We start from the raw sequence: 14,166 nt of genomic DNA on the forward strand, positions 1-14,166 counted from the left end.
GGGACCCACGACGTAGGGAGGGTGAGGGGTTGCCCGAAAGGCCAGAACCGCATGGTTCCTTGGATCACCCCTCACCCTTCCCTCTCCCGTTCCGGGCTACGGCATTCACACATCTTTGGCTTAGGCAAGTCATTGGAAGAAAAAAACTTTCCTCCGTCATTCCCGCGAAGGTGGGAATCCAGACTTATCCATAAGGTTCGTCTGGCAAACTCTGGATCCCCGCCTTCGCGGGGATGGCGGGAAAGTCATTTTGCTTCAATTGGTTGCGGTAAGAAAAAGATGTGTGAATGCTGTAACCCGTTCCGGGAGAGGGCGATAACGCCCCCCTCAAACCCGCTCCGCCCACCCCATGTAATTCACCCCCAAATCCCGTGCGTTCAGCTTGAATTCGTCGGTCAGCGGGTTGTAGGTCACGCCGGTCAGGTGGCGCATGTTCAGGCCGTGGGCGCGGACGGCGGCGGTCAGTTCGGAGGGGCGGAGGAATTGCCGCCAATTGTGGGTGCCGCGCGGCAGCCAGCGCAACACATACTCCGCCCCGACGATGGCCATGGCGAAGCTTTTCGGCGTGCGGTTCAGGGTGGCCAGGAACAGAACGCCGCCCGGCGCCAGCAGGTCGGCGCAGGATTGGACGAACAGGTTCACGTCGGCGACATGCTCGATCACCTCCATCGCCAGAACCACGTCGAACCGCTCGCCCGACGCGGCGAGGCTTTCCGCCGTGGTGGCGCGGTAATCGACCGTCGCGCCGCTTTCGGCGGCGTGGGTGGCGGCGGTCTTGATGTTCTTCTCCGACGCGTCCACCCCGACCACGCTCGCGCCCATGCGGGCGAAGGGTTCCGACAGCAGGCCGCCGCCGCAACCGATGTCCACCACCCGCAACCCGTTCAGCGGGCTGGGGGCCAGCGGGTCGCGGCCCAGACGCTGGCACACCGCGTCGCGGATGTAGGTCAGGCGCAGCGGGTTCAGCCGGTGCAGCGGGCGGAATTTGCCGGTGGGATCCCACCATTCGGCGGCGATGGCGGAAAAGCGGGCGACGTCCGCCGGATCAACCGTGCTGGCGCCCACCTTGTTTGCGCCGGGCGTGCTGGCGGGGGCTGGCGTCGTTGGCGTGGTTCCGGCGGTCGCGGTCATTGGTTGAGGATTCCATAACAGAGGGACGGTTGGCATGCGGGGCAACCTTGCCTCGCTGTGAGCGAGAGAGTATGGATACGCCGCCCCGCGCCGGCAACGGTAGAGCGGGGGTGCCGCACGCCGCCTTTTTCCACGCGCCATGACAACGCGATGGGGGCGGCCAGAGATTGGTGTGAGGTATGGCGCGGATCGTCCTGAAATTCGGAGGCACGTCGGTCGGCGACATCGACCGCATCAAAAACGTGGCTCGCAAGGTGGAGCAGGAAGTCAAGGCGGGCCATCAGGTGGCCGTCGTCGTGTCGGCGATGTCCGGCGTGACCAACCAGCTCGTCAAATATTGCAACGAGATCGACAAGCTGCACGACGCCCGCGAATATGACGCGGTGGTCGCCTCGGGCGAGCAAGTGACCTCGGGTCTGCTGGCCATCGCCTTGCAGTCCATCGGCATTCCGGCGCGCTCCTGGGCGGGCTGGCAGATTCCGATCTACGCCGACGACACGCACAGCAAGGCGCGCATCGTCTCCATCGACACCACCCAGATGGAAAAATCCATGCAGACCGGCGAAGTCGCCGTGGTCGCCGGATTCCAGGGCGTGACGAAGGACGGCCGCATCGCCACCTTGGGCCGTGGCGGCTCCGACACCTCGGCGGTGGCGCTGGCGGCGGCGGTGAAGGCCGACCGTTGCGACATCTACACCGACGTGGACGGCGTCTACACCACCGACCCGCGCATCGTGACCAAGGCCAGGAAGCTCAACAAGATCACCTATGAGGAGATGTTGGAGCTGGCCTCGCAAGGCGCGAAGGTGCTTCAGACGCGCTCGGTCGAGATGGCGATGAACCACCGCGTGCGCGTGCAGGTGCTGTCGAGCTTTGAGGCGGCTGCGGGCAGCTCGCTTCCCGGAACCCTGGTTGTTGACGAGGACGAGATCGTGGAAAAGGAAGTTGTGAGCGGCATCGCCTACAGCCGCGACGAGGCGAAGATCACGTTGGTCGGCGTCGCCGATCAACCCGGCGTCGCCGCCAGCATCTTCGGCCCGCTGACCGACGCCGCCGTCAACGTCGACATGATCGTGCAGAACGTGTCGGAAGACGGCAAATCCACCGACATGACCTTCACCGTCGGGAAGGCCGACATCGCCCGCGCCGTCAAGGTGCTGGAGGATGAGCAGGCGACGCTGAAGTACAAGCGCATCGCGTCGGACGCCAACGTCGTCAAGGTGTCGGTGATCGGCGTCGGCATGCGCAGCCATGCGGGCGTCGCCCAACGCATGTTCAAGGCGCTGGCCGACAAGGGCATCAACATTCAGGTCATTTCCACCTCGGAGATCAAGATCTCGGTCCTGATCGCCGAGGAGTACGCGGAGCTGGCGCTGCGCGCCCTGCACACCGCCTATGGCCTGGACGCCGCCTGATCGCGGCGTCGAGGAAGAGAGAGGATTTGAGTCGGCCATGACCGAAACGACGGCGCGGGCGCGGCTCGATCAGCTTTGGGCGCGCGGCTGCGCCTTTCTCGGCACGCGCACCGCCGTGATGGGCGGGGCGATGAGCTGGGTGTCGGAACGCCATCTGGTGGCGGCGATTTCCAACGCGGGCGGGTTCGGGGTGTTGGCCTGCGGGTCGATGCCGCCGGACGCGCTGGCGGCGGAGATCGCGGCCACCAAGGCGCTGACCGACAAGCCGTTCGGCGTGAACCTCATCAACATGCACCCAGACCTGAACCGGCTGCTCGACGTCTGTCGGGAACAGGCGGTCGGTCATGTCGTCATCGCCGGGGGCTTTCCGTCCAGCGCCACGCTGGCCCGCATCAAGGATGGCGGGGCCAAGGCGATGGCCTTCGCCCCGACGCTGGCCAGCGGGCGGCGCATGGTCAAGCTGGGGGCCGACGCCCTGGTGATCGAGGGGACGGAGGCGGGCGGCCACATCGGCCCGGTCTCCACCACCGTGTTGGCGCAAGAGATTTTGCCTGACCTGCGCGAGGCCCCGGTGTTCGTCGCGGGCGGCATCGGGCGCGGCGAGGCGATCGTCGCCTATCTGGAATTGGGCGCGTCGGGGGTGCAGGTCGGCACCCGTTTCGTCTGCGCCACCGAATCCATCGCGCACCCCAATTTCAAGAAATCCTTCATCCGCGCCTCGGCCCGCGACGCCCAGGCGTCGGTGCAACTCGACCCGCGATTCCCGGTGATTCCGGTGCGCGCGCTGGCCAACGCGGGCAGCGCGGCTTTTCTGGAATTCCAGCGCACGGTGATCGCCCGCGTCGATGGCGGCGAGTTGACGCGCGACGAAGGCTTGCTGGAGATCGAACATTTCTGGGCGGGCGCGCTGCGCCGCGCGGTGATCGACGGCGACGTGGAGTTTGGCTCCCTGATGGCCGGGCAGAGCGTCGGCCTCGTCACCCGCGAACAGCCGGTCGCCGACATCCTGGCCGAATTGATCGCCCAGGCCGAAACGGCGCTGGCGGGGCGCCATGGGCTTGGGGCATCGTTGAATTCTTCGGTCCCGGATCGGGCGATGGCCTCGCCCTCGGTTCTGGGAGCGGTGTGACGATGAGCAGCGGCTTCGACACGGCAGCCGGAGGGTAGAGGGATGGGCGGGATATTCGACGGCGCCTCGTCGCGGCGTTTGCTGGCCTCTTTGCGCGACATCATGGCCGGGTCGGGAACCGGGCAGGAGCGGCTTGACAAGATCGTCTCGCTGATCGCGGCGGAGATGAAGGCCGACGTCTGTTCCTGCTACGTCATGCGCGCGGGCGAGGTGCTGGAGCTGTTCTCGACCGAGGGGCTGAACAAAACCGCCGTCCACAACACCCGCCTGCGGGTCGGCGAGGGCATCGTCGGCTACATCGCCAGCCACGCCCGCCCGGTGGCGCTCGACAACGCCCCCTCGCACCCCAGCTTCGCCTACCGCCCGGAAACCGGCGAGGATCCCTTCCTGTCGCTGGCGGGCGTGCCGATCCTGCGCGGCAGCAAGGTGCGCGGCGTGCTGGTGATCCAGCACAAGGATCGCCGGGGCTATGTCGAGGAGGAGGTCGAAACCCTCCAGACCATCGCCATGGTGGTGGCCGAGCTGGTCGCCCAAAGCGAGCTGGTCAGCCCGTCGGAGGTCTCGACCACCGGCGACCCGGTGCTGCTGCCCGCCCGCCTGTCCGGCACGGCGATGAGCGCCGGTCTGGCGATGGGGCTGGCGGTGATCCACCGCCCGCAACTGACCATCCGTCAGATGGTCGCCGAAGACGCCGAAGCGGAGCTGGAGCGCTTCAACGCCGCGCTCATCACCATGCACAGCGCCATCGACGATCTGTTGGAGGCGGCGACGCTGGCGGGCTTGGGCGAGCCGCGCGACATTCTGGAAACCTACCGGATGTTCGCCGAGGATCGCGGCTGGCTGTCGCGCATCCGCGAGGCGATTCGCGTCGGCCTGACGGCGGAGGCGGCGGTGCAGCAGGTGCAGAACGACACCCGCGCCCGCATGAGCCATCTGACCGATCCTTACATCCGCGAACGGCTGCTGGATCTGGAGGATCTGACCAACCGGCTGATGCAGCATCTGGCGGGCAAGACCTCCGGCGCCGACGGCGCCACCCAGCCCGACGACATGATCCTCGTCGCCCGCTCCATGGGACCGGCGGAGCTTCTGGATTACGACCGTTCGCGCCTGCGCGGGCTGTTGCTGGAGGAGGGTACGCCGTCCAGCCATGTCTGCATCGTCGCCCGCGCGCTGAACATCCCGGTCGTCCAGGCCGCCGACGCGCTGAACCGCATCGAGCCGCTCGACCAGCTCATCATTGACGGCGACCATGGCCAGGTCTTCATCCGGCCCGCCGAAGACATCCAGATGGCCTTCTCCGAAGCGGTGGCGTTGCAGCACCGCAAGGAGCAGATGTACGCGGAAATCCGCAACCAACCGTCGGTGACGCGCGACGGGGTGCCGATCTCCATCCAACTGAATTGCGGCCTGCTGATCGACCTGCCGCATCTGAAGGCCAGCGGGGCGGAGGGCATCGGCCTGTACCGCACCGAAATTCCCTTCATGGTGCGCTCCTCCTACCCCGACGTGCAGGCGCAGACGGAGCTTTACGCCCGCATCATCGACGAGGCGGGCGACAAGCCGGTGATTTTCCGCACGTTGGACGTCGGCGGCGACAAGATGCTGCCCTACATGAGCGGCGGGGCGGAGGAAAATCCGGCGCTGGGCTGGCGCGCCGTGCGCATCGGGCTGGACCATCCGTCCCTGCTGCGCCAGCAACTGCGCGCGCTGCTGCTGGCCGCCGCCGGGCGTCCGCTGTCGGTGATGTTCCCGATGATCGCCGAAGTGGCCGAATTCGACGGCGCCCGCCGCCTGCTGGATCTGGAACTCAAGCGTCTGGCCGCCCAGGGGGTGGAGGCGCCGAGCCGCCTGCGCGTCGGCACGATGATCGAGGTGCCGTCCCTGCTCTGGCAGTTGCCCGCCCTGCTGCCGAAGCTGGACTTTCTGTCGGTCGGCTCCAACGACTTGACGCAATATCTGTTCGCGGCGGATCGCGGCAACCCGCGCACCTCGACCCGCTACGACTCGCTGTCGCCGCCGATGCTGTGCGTGCTGCGGCGGTTGGTGGACGAATGCGCCAAGCACCGTGTGTCGCTGAGCCTGTGCGGCGAGATGGCCGGGCGGCCGCTTGACGCCATGGCGTTGATCGGCGTCGGTTTCCGCACCTTGTCGATGTCGCCGCCGTCGGTCGGGCCGGTCAAGACGATGCTGCGCTCGCTCGACGTCGCGGCGTTGCGGGGGTATATGTCGGGCCTGTATCTGGGCGGCGATCACAGCCTGCGCGACAAGCTGAAGAGTTTCGGCAAGGACCACGGCGTCATCTTCTGACCCGGCTTCGGGCAGGAAGGCGGGCGACGCGCGGTCATTCCGGTTGCGCCGCAGGGGCGCCTTGTCGTACCCATTTCGCAAAGGCGTCCCATGGCGGGGCCTGAGGCGAGCAAACGGCGATTCCATGGCCAAGCGCAAGGTTTTCGACAGCTTCGATTCGACCCCGACCGGCCCCACCGTGGCGCAGACGTTGCGCGAGGCGCGTGAGGCCATGGGCCATGAACTGCGCGACGTCGCGACGATGCTGCGCATCCGCTATCCTTACCTGCAAGCCATCGAGGGCGGGCAGTATCAGGATCTGCCGGGCGCGGCCTACGCCGCCGGTTTCCTGCGCTCCTACGCCGAATATCTCGGGCTGGATCCGGTGGACATCGTCGCCCGCTACAAGGCGGAGGCGGTGGGCGCGCTGCGCGAGCAGGAGCTGTATCTGCCGACCCCGGCGACGGAGGAGCGGGTGCCGGGCGGCACGCTGCTGCTGGTCACGCTGGTGCTGGCGGGCCTCGTCTATGGCGGCTGGTATTATCTGTCGGCCACGGATCGCTCGATGGCCGATCTGGTGCCGCGCCTGCCCGACCGTCTGGTCTCGCTGCTCGACGCCTTGCCGATGAAGAGCGGCGCGCCGCCGTCGGCGCCCGAGGCCGCGACGCCCGTCGCCCCGATCATCGCCGCCTTGCCGACCACCGCCGCCCCGACGCCGTCGGCCCTGTCGGCCCCGCTGGTGGTCAGCCCCAGCGCCAGCGCGCCCACCCCGGCGGCTCCGTCGGCGCCCGCCGCTCCGACGCCCGCTGCGGCGTCCACGGCCTCTTCCACGGCGACGCCGATCATTCTGCCGCCGCTGCCGACGACCAAGCCGACTCCGGCCCCGGTGGTCGCTGCCGTGCCGCCGACGGACGAGGATGATTCGGAAAGCTCGCCGCAGGAGCCGACTCCGCTGGCGGCGCAGACCGCTGCGGCGCAAGCGGCGGCTCAGGCCGCCGCCGCCCAGGCCGCCGCCGCCGCCGCCGCCCGCCCGGCGGATCCGACGCCCGCCAACCCCAACGCCAAAATCTATGGGATGCAGAACCAGAATCCCAAGCTGGTGTTGAAGGCGACTCAGGAAAGCTGGCTGCAAATCCGCGACGGCAGCGACATCGTGTTCACCCGCGTGCTGAAGCCGGGCGACACCTACCGCGTGCCCGACAAGGCGGGCGTGCGCATCCGCACCGGCAATGCCGGCGGGCTGGTGGTTGTCGCCGACGGGGCGGAAAGCCCGCCGCTGGGATCGGTCGGCATGGTGCTGCGCGACGTTCCCATCGACGCCCATGGCGTGGTGAAGAACCGCTGAGGCTCGCGCCGCCCGCTTGAAACCGTCGCGCCAGGCCGTATGTCTGGCGTGACGCCGTTTGTCCTGAGGTTCCCGCCATGACCGTTCGCGCCTATCGTCAGATCATCCGCCGCAAGTCCCGTCAGATCCGGGTGGGCAATGTGTTGGTCGGCGGCGACGCGCCGATTTCGGTCCAGACCATGACCAACACGCCGACCACCGACGTCAAGGCGACGGTCGAGCAGATCCAGGCGGCGGAACGGGTGGGGGTGGACATCGTCCGCGTGTCCTGCCCCGACCGCGAATCGTCGCTGGCGCTCAAAGACATCGTCCGCCAAGTGTCGGTCCCGGTCGTCGCCGACATTCATTTCCACTACAAGCGCGCCATCGAGGCGGCGGAGAGCGGGGCGGCCTGCCTGCGCATCAACCCCGGCAACATCGGCTCGGCGGAACGGGTGCGCGAGGTGGTGAAGGCCGCCAAGGATCACGGCTGTTCGATGCGCATCGGCGTCAACGCCGGGTCGCTGGAGCAGGATTTGCTGGAAAAATACGGCGAACCCTGCCCGGAGGCGATGGTCGAAAGCGCGCTGAACCACGCGAGGATCCTGGAAGACAATGATTTCCGCGAGTTCAAGATTTCGGTGAAGGCGTCGGACGCTTTTCTGGCCGTCGCCGCCTATCAGGGCTTGGCCGAGGCCTGCGATTATCCCCTGCACATCGGCATCACCGAGGCGGGGGGGCTGCGGGCTGGAACGGTGAAATCGTCCATCGGCCTTGGCATGCTGCTGTGGTCGGGCATCGGCGACACGCTGCGTGTCTCCCTGTCCGCCGATCCGGCGGAAGAGGTCCAGGTCGGCTATGAAATGCTGAAGTCGCTGGGCCTGCGGCGGCGCGGCGTGACGGTGATTTCCTGCCCAAGCTGCGCCCGCCAGAATTTCAACGTCATCAAGACGGTGGAGCTTCTGGAAACCCGTCTGGCCCACATCACCACGCCCTTGACCCTGTCGGTGATCGGCTGCGTGGTGAACGGCCCCGGCGAAGCGCGGGAAACCGACATCGGCCTGACCGGCGGCGGCAACAACACCCACCAAATCTACCTGTCCGGCATCACCGACCACCGCCTGAAAGACCAGGACATCGTCGAGCATCTCGTCGGCTTGGTCGAGAAAAAGGCGGCGGAGATTGAGGCGGCTGAGAAGGTGGCTGCGGTGGCGGAGTGAGTTTTTGACACCGATGAACACAGATAAACACAGATGAAAGACACAGACAGAAAATTTTGATGATCGTGTGAGCGTCGCGGCTCCGAATCGACCGCAGACAACCATGATAGAAAAAATCTGTGTTTATCTGTGTTCATCGGTGTCTCAAATAACTTCTCACATCAAGCGCCCCCGCAACCGGCAGGAACGAAACGACCCCCGGCGTGACCACCGCATCCTATCTTGTCATCGGCGCCAGCCATCGGACCTGTTCCGGGGTGATCCGTGATCGCCTTGCGACCGATGACGCGGAGGTTCCGGGCGTGCTGGAGCGGTTGCGCGCCGTCGGGGTGACGCAAGCGCTGTGGTTGAGCACCTGCGACCGGGTGGAGGTTCAGGCCGTCCACCCCCGCCCGAACGAGGCCGCGCTCGCCATCGCGGCGGTGATGGCGGAGCGGGTCGGCATGGCGACCGCCGATTTCTCCGACCAGCTTTACACCCGCGCCGGGCCGGACGCGATCCGCCACCTGTTCGCGGTCGCCTGCTCCCTGGACAGCCAGATCATCGGCGAGCCGCACATCCTGGGCCAGCTCAAGGCCGCCCATCGCGGCGCGGCGACGCTGGGTCTGACCGGGCCGGAGCTGGAGGCGGTGTTGCAAGCCGCCTACGCCGCCGCCAAGCGGGTGCGCAGCGAAACCCCGATCGCCGAGGGGGCGACCTCGCTCGCCGCCGCCGCCATCCAGGTGGCGCGCGACCTGCACGGCGATCTGAAGCGCTGTTCGGCCCTGCTGATCGGGCTGGGCGACATGGGAACGCTGGTGCTGGATGGCTTGCGCGAGGCGGGTTTGCCGCGTCTGACCATCGCCGCGCCGGTGGATCGCCGGGCGGAAGCGGCGGCGCGGCGGCTGTCGGGCCATTTCGCGCCTTGGGCCGATCTCGATTCCGCGCTGGCCGGGGCCGATATCGTCGTGACCGCGACCGGGTTGGGGCGCTATATCCTGTCCACGGCGATGATGGAGGCGGCGTTGAAGCGCCGCCGCCGCCGCCCGATCTTCGTGGTGGACGCGGCGATTCCGTCGGACGTCGATCCGGCGGTGGCCGGGATGGATGGCGCCTTCGTCTATGATCTGGCCGATCTGGAGCGGGTGGCGCTGCAAGGCCGGGTGGGGCGGGAGGCGGCGACGCAAGCCGCCTGGAGCATCGTGGACGAGGCGGTGGCCGCCTTTGCCCGCGACCGTGCCGAACGCGCCGCCGTGCCCGCCGTGGCGGCGCTGCGGGCGCATTTCGAGCGGGAGCGGCGGCGTCTGCTGGCCGATCACAGCGGGCTGGACGCCGGGTCGGCCACCCGGCTGCTGGTCAACCGGCTGCTGCACCACCCGTCGGAGGCGTTGCGGGAGATGGCGGCGGATCAGGACGGGGTGGGGTTGGCCGAGCGGGCGGCGGCGGAACGGCTGCTGTTCCGGTTGTTCCGTCTGGACGGAACGGCGGCGGAAGAGCGGGCCGCTGATGAACGGGCCGCTGATGAACGGGATGAGGACGAGCGACGTGAATCTGGACGACACCTTCAATAAGGTCGTGGCGCGCCACGACGAGTTGCGCGACGCGCTCGCCGCCGGTCTGGCGGATTCGGGCGAATTCGCCCGGCTGTCCAAGGAATACGCCGACCTGACCCCCATCGCCGAAGCCATCGGCGAGCTGAAAAAGGCCAAGGCCGAGGCCATCGATCTGGCGCAAATGATCGCCGATCCCGACGGCGATCCCGAAATGAAGGCGATGGCGGAGGAGGAATTCCGCGATCTGTCCAAGCGCATCCCGGATTTCGAGCGGCGGGTCCAAGTCTCCCTGCTGCCCAAGGACGAGGCGGACGAGAAGAACGCCATCCTGGAGGTGCGCGCCGGAACCGGCGGCGACGAGGCCGGGCTGTTCGCCGCCGAACTGTTCGAGATGTACCGCCGTTACGCCGGCCTGCGCGGCTGGCGGTTCGAGGCGATGGACGTCAGCGAAACCGCCGTCGGTGGCTACAAGGAGGCCACGGCCAACATCACCGGGCGCAACGTGTTCGCCCGGCTGAAGTTTGAATCCGGCGTCCACCGCGTGCAGCGGGTTCCGGCGACCGAGGCGCAGGGCCGCATCCACACCTCCGCCGCCACCGTCGCCGTTCTGCCGGAAGCCGAAGAGGTGGACATCCACATCGACGACAAGGATCTGCGGATCGACGTCTTCCGCTCCTCCGGCCCCGGCGGCCAGTCGGTCAACACCACCGACAGCGCCGTGCGCATCACCCATCTGCCGACCGGGCTGGTGGTGATCCAGCAGGATGAAAAATCCCAGCACAAGAACAAGGCCAAGGCGCTGAAGGTGCTACGCGCCCGGTTGTACGACCGTGAACGCGCCGAAAAGGACGCGGTTCGCGCCGCTGACCGCAAGAATCAGGTGGGCAGCGGCGACCGTTCCGAACGCATCCGCACCTACAATTTCCCGCAAGGCCGCGTCACCGACCACCGCATCAACCTGACGCTCTACAAGATCGACAAAATGATGTCGGGCGAGGCGCTCGACGAGTTTGTCGACGCCCTGGTGTCGGAGGACGAAGCCGCCCGGCTGGCCGAAATGGGGTGAGAGTGGCGGAGCGCTTCCGCTATTCTTCTCCCTCCCCCGCCGAAGGCGGGGGAGGGTCGGGGAGGGGGCCGAGGGCTTCCCAAATCATGCGCGTCACACCCTCTGAATGACGCAGCGCATCGTTGTTCCAGAAGCGCAAAATACGCCAACCTTGCGCCTTCAGCCGTTCGTCGCGCCGCGCGTCATGCGTGGAGTCCGCATGCTGGCCGCCATCCGCTTCAACGATCAGGCGGGCTTCGACGCAGGCGAAATCGGCGATGTAGGGAGGAATGGCGTGCTGCCGTCGGAAGTACCAGCCGCCCAACTGCCGACGCCGCAGGAGGCTCCAGAGCTTGCGCTCCGCGTCGGTCGGAATGTGACGCATGCCACGGGCTTGTGTCTTTGTTGATTTGGGAATGCGCGGCATGGTCGATGTGCGGTTGCCCCCTCCCTAACCCTCCCCCGCTTCGCGGGAGAGGGGATAGTCCTCGAGTTGTGTTCGATGTTTCGCTCGGGAAAATGTGAGGAAAGATTTCGGAAATGACAACCCTCAACACCCTGCGGCGCCATGCCGAATCCCGTTTGCGCGAGGCGGGCGTCGACACGCCGGAGTTGGACGTCCGCTATCTGCTGGAAGACGCCCTTGGCCTCACCCGCATGGATTTCATTGCGAAATCGGAACAAATGATCTCCGAAACGGACGCCGCCCGCGCGCTGGCGTTGATCGAGCGGCGGGCGGCGCGGGAGCCGGTGGGGCGGATCCTGGGCCATCGGGAGTTCTGGACCCTGGATCTGGCGCTGAACCCCGACACGCTGGAACCCCGCCCCGACACCGAAACGGTGGTGGACGCGGCGCTCGCCGCGATTCCAGACAAAAAAGCGGCTCTCGACCTGATTGATCTCGGGACCGGAACGGGCTGCATCCTGTTGGCGCTGCTCGCCGAGCTGCCCAACGCGCGCGGTCTGGGCGTCGATCTCAGCCCCTTGGCGGTGGAGGCGGCGGCCGGCAACGCCCGGCGCAACGGGCTGGAGGCGCGCGCGCGCTTCCAAACCGGCGATTGGGCGCATGGAATCAAGGATCGTTTCGACATCGTTGTCTCAAACCCGCCCTACATCCCCAGCGCCGACATCGCCACGCTGGCCCCGGAGGTGCGCGAGCATGACCCGCTGCGCGCGCTGGATGGCGGGCCGGATGGGCTGGCCCCCTACCGCGTCATCACCGCCCAGCTTCCGGGGCTGCTGACGCCCGGCGGGCTGGTCGTTTTCGAGGTCGGGCAGGGGCAGGCGGCCGACGTGGCGGCGCTGCTCGACGGGCAGGGCTTCGTTGAAACCACGCTGTTGCGCGATCTGGGCGGGGTCGAGCGCTGCGTCCGGGCGCGAAACGCTCGGCCATCCGGCCATTAGCCAAAAAAAGGGTTGGATTGCCGGGCTGTGGCGGATACTGTGCGGTGTACGACCGTGATCGTGGTGTGTGCGGACTTTTGTGTCTCGGATTGGTTGAAGTGCCGAGCGTCGCCCGCAAAAGGCGACCGCATCCACCGTTGGCGTGTCGTTTGATCCCCGTGACCCATCCGTGGACTGTCCATGGCGGGCTTGGCGGCCGGGCCGAACAGGCCGAATGAGCCGCTGGAGCGTTCCGGGGAATGCGCTTCTCTTGTATGGGGCCTTAAGAGCCGAATGAGACAGGGACCGAACTCCAGGCGTTCGCGTGGCCGTGGCAACAATGGCCCCGGTGGCGGCGGTGGTGGCGGCGGCGGAAACGGTGGTGGTGGCGGCGGAAACGCCGGACGCCGCCAGAACGTGCCGTTGCGTCACCAGAACTTCGACAGCAACGGGCCGGACGTGCGCATTCGCGGCAACGCGTGGCAAGTGAACGAGAAGTATCAGACGCTGGCGCGCGACGCGATGACCTCCGGCGACCGGGTGCAGGCTGAAAACTATCTTCAGCACGCGGAGCATTACCTCCGCATCATCAACCAGATCCAGGAATCGGAAAATCGCCAACGCGGCGGCGCTCCGGCGCCGGGCCACGCTCAGCAGCAAACCGGCCCGTTGACGTCGATGGACGACGACGAGGACGAGCAGGGCGACGAGGAATCCGGCAACGCCGAAGAGCGCGCGACGGTCAACGCCTGACCGCCGCGCCCGTTCTGGCGCGTTTTGTCCGGCTTAGTCGGCGGTCTCAGTCGGCGTTTGGTGAAACCGGGTCGCCCAGCGCGATCCGGCCACCGGCGATCACCTGGGCGCGGATGGCGATGTGGGTGTGGCCGAAGCCGCGCTCCATGATCGGCAGCAGGTTGAGGTCGGTCGCGCCGTTGTCCGGGTTCACGTCGTTGGCCGGGCGGCAATCGACCGCCCCGGTGACGCGCAGAACCGCCCCGCCGATCGTCAGAGTCTGGCCGATCCAGGCCTGTTCCGCCCAGGGGGCCAAGCCGTCCAGCAGCAGATTGGCGCGCAGACGGCGCGGATCGACCGGCTTTTTGGCGATCCGCTCCTCCACGTCGCGCAGGCTGGCGAGGTTGACCAGCACCAGCGACGGCTCTTCCGTGTCGCCGAAGGATCCCGCCTTGGCGTCCACCAGACGCGGCATGCCGGGGACGATGCCCGCCAGATAGGCGGCGAAAAACTGCTCCAACAGCGTCCGGCCCATCGGCTGGTCCAGCCGCCCGCGCGACACCTGCCGCCCGCCGCGCCGGACGATCAACGCTTGCGTCTCGTCATCGAACAGGGTGTCGAGCGCCGCCAGCTTTTCCGTGCGGTCCAGCGTGAAGAAATCTGACGGCAGCCGCCAGCCGTCGGAATCGGTGTCCAGCGCCGCCGGGCCGTGCAGCAGCCCGTAACGACGGTCGAGCGGGATCGCCTGTCCGGCGGTCAAATCGACGGCGGGCAGGTCCTGACCGCTCAGCCCCTTGACGGGGTAGCGGCGAATGGCGGCGATGGTCGTGTTCATTGCACTGCACAATGAAAGCGCGGAACCGGATCTGTCAACCACGGCGATGGTCGAAACCCCGCGCGTTGCTGGGGCATTCCGGGCGTTCAGCCACCGATATGGCGCAATTTTCCCGGCCTCAGGGGCGGCGC

The 14,166-nt window shown here is 67.3% G+C and carries 12 protein-coding genes; 9 read left to right on the forward strand and 3 right to left on the reverse strand.

The window, feature by feature from the left end:
* Positions 1-327: 327 nt before the first annotated feature.
* Positions 328-1,131 carry a bifunctional 2-polyprenyl-6-hydroxyphenol methylase/3-demethylubiquinol 3-O-methyltransferase UbiG gene (gene ubiG, locus D3877_RS00435; RefSeq protein WP_119828846.1) on the reverse strand — a complete coding sequence of 268 codons (804 nt, stop codon included), beginning with the start codon at positions 1,129-1,131 and terminating at the stop codon, positions 328-330.
* Between the two features lie 179 nt (positions 1,132-1,310).
* Here ubiG and D3877_RS00440 point away from each other — a divergent pair, with 179 nt between their 5' ends.
* From D3877_RS00440 to prfA, 7 genes are all read left to right on the forward strand, one after another.
* Positions 1,311-2,546 (forward strand): aspartate kinase, encoded by a 1,236-nt coding sequence (locus D3877_RS00440; RefSeq protein WP_119828847.1) that lies wholly within the window; start codon positions 1,311-1,313, stop codon positions 2,544-2,546.
* Between the two features lie 37 nt (positions 2,547-2,583).
* The gene (locus D3877_RS00445) at positions 2,584-3,675 is read left to right on the forward strand and encodes an NAD(P)H-dependent flavin oxidoreductase (RefSeq protein WP_119828848.1); all 1,092 of its coding nucleotides are present in this window, start codon (positions 2,584-2,586) and stop codon (positions 3,673-3,675) included.
* A gap of 42 nt (positions 3,676-3,717) precedes the next feature.
* Positions 3,718-5,985: a phosphoenolpyruvate--protein phosphotransferase gene (ptsP, locus tag D3877_RS00450; RefSeq protein WP_119828849.1), complete on the forward strand. Its 2,268-nt coding sequence runs from the start codon at positions 3,718-3,720 to the stop codon at positions 5,983-5,985.
* 124 nt (positions 5,986-6,109) lie between these two features.
* Complete coding sequence (locus tag D3877_RS00455) at positions 6,110-7,309, forward strand: helix-turn-helix domain-containing protein (protein ID WP_119828850.1); 1,200 nt, start codon at positions 6,110-6,112, stop codon at positions 7,307-7,309.
* 77 nt (positions 7,310-7,386) lie between these two features.
* On the forward strand, positions 7,387-8,508 hold the full coding sequence (ispG, locus tag D3877_RS00460) for a flavodoxin-dependent (E)-4-hydroxy-3-methylbut-2-enyl-diphosphate synthase (protein ID WP_119828851.1): 1,122 nt from the start codon (positions 7,387-7,389) through the stop codon (positions 8,506-8,508).
* A gap of 203 nt (positions 8,509-8,711) precedes the next feature.
* On the forward strand, positions 8,712-10,058 hold the full coding sequence (hemA, locus tag D3877_RS00465; RefSeq protein WP_119828852.1) for a glutamyl-tRNA reductase: 1,347 nt from the start codon (positions 8,712-8,714) through the stop codon (positions 10,056-10,058).
* Positions 10,033-11,106, forward strand: coding sequence for a peptide chain release factor 1 (prfA, locus tag D3877_RS00470; protein ID WP_119828853.1), 1,074 nt, complete (start codon positions 10,033-10,035; stop codon positions 11,104-11,106). Before hemA ends, prfA begins: the two co-directional genes overlap by 26 nt.
* A 19-nt stretch (positions 11,107-11,125) precedes the next feature.
* On the opposite strand, the gene D3877_RS00475 is transcribed toward prfA, so the two are convergent.
* Entirely contained in the window at positions 11,126-11,512 is a 387-nt protein-coding gene (locus D3877_RS00475) for an endonuclease domain-containing protein (protein ID WP_119828854.1), read from the reverse strand.
* A 113-nt stretch (positions 11,513-11,625) separates the two neighbouring features.
* On the opposite strand from D3877_RS00475, the gene prmC reads away from it, so the two are divergent.
* Both prmC and D3877_RS00485 read left to right on the forward strand, forming a co-directional pair.
* Positions 11,626-12,489: a peptide chain release factor N(5)-glutamine methyltransferase gene (gene prmC, locus D3877_RS00480; protein ID WP_119828855.1), complete on the forward strand. Its 864-nt coding sequence runs from the start codon at positions 11,626-11,628 to the stop codon at positions 12,487-12,489.
* Positions 12,490-12,762: 273 nt separating this feature from the next.
* Positions 12,763-13,221 carry a DUF4167 domain-containing protein gene (locus D3877_RS00485; RefSeq protein ID WP_119828856.1) on the forward strand — a complete coding sequence of 153 codons (459 nt, stop codon included), beginning with the start codon at positions 12,763-12,765 and terminating at the stop codon, positions 13,219-13,221.
* 46 nt (positions 13,222-13,267) lie between these two features.
* On the opposite strand, the gene D3877_RS00490 is transcribed toward D3877_RS00485, so the two are convergent.
* Entirely contained in the window at positions 13,268-14,035 is a 768-nt protein-coding gene (locus D3877_RS00490; RefSeq protein WP_119828857.1) for an MOSC domain-containing protein, read from the reverse strand.
* Positions 14,036-14,166: the final 131 nt, after the last annotated feature.

It is taken from the genome of Azospirillum cavernae, assembly GCF_003590795.1.
GTDB lineage: Bacteria > Pseudomonadota > Alphaproteobacteria > Azospirillales > Azospirillaceae > Azospirillum > Azospirillum cavernae.

Bases quoted from the DNA above. Each gene is read 5' to 3' on its own strand.
- D3877_RS00445 (WP_119828848.1), top strand. From the start codon at position 2,584: ATGACCGAAACGACGGCGCGGGCGCGGCTCGATCAGCTTTGGGCGCGC.
- D3877_RS00490 (WP_119828857.1), bottom strand. From the start codon at position 14,035: ATGAACACGACCATCGCCGCCATTCGCCGCTACCCCGTCAAGGGGCTG.
- D3877_RS00475 (WP_119828854.1), bottom strand. From the start codon at position 11,512: ATGCCGCGCATTCCCAAATCAACAAAGACACAAGCCCGTGGCATGCGT.
- ptsP (WP_119828849.1), top strand. From the start codon at position 3,718: ATGGGCGGGATATTCGACGGCGCCTCGTCGCGGCGTTTGCTGGCCTCT.
- ubiG (WP_119828846.1), bottom strand. From the start codon at position 1,131: ATGACCGCGACCGCCGGAACCACGCCAACGACGCCAGCCCCCGCCAGC.
- prmC (WP_119828855.1), top strand. From the start codon at position 11,626: ATGACAACCCTCAACACCCTGCGGCGCCATGCCGAATCCCGTTTGCGC.
- D3877_RS00455 (WP_119828850.1), top strand. From the start codon at position 6,110: ATGGCCAAGCGCAAGGTTTTCGACAGCTTCGATTCGACCCCGACCGGC.
- D3877_RS00485 (WP_119828856.1), top strand. From the start codon at position 12,763: ATGAGACAGGGACCGAACTCCAGGCGTTCGCGTGGCCGTGGCAACAAT.
- D3877_RS00440 (WP_119828847.1), top strand. From the start codon at position 1,311: ATGGCGCGGATCGTCCTGAAATTCGGAGGCACGTCGGTCGGCGACATC.
- ispG (WP_119828851.1), top strand. From the start codon at position 7,387: ATGACCGTTCGCGCCTATCGTCAGATCATCCGCCGCAAGTCCCGTCAG.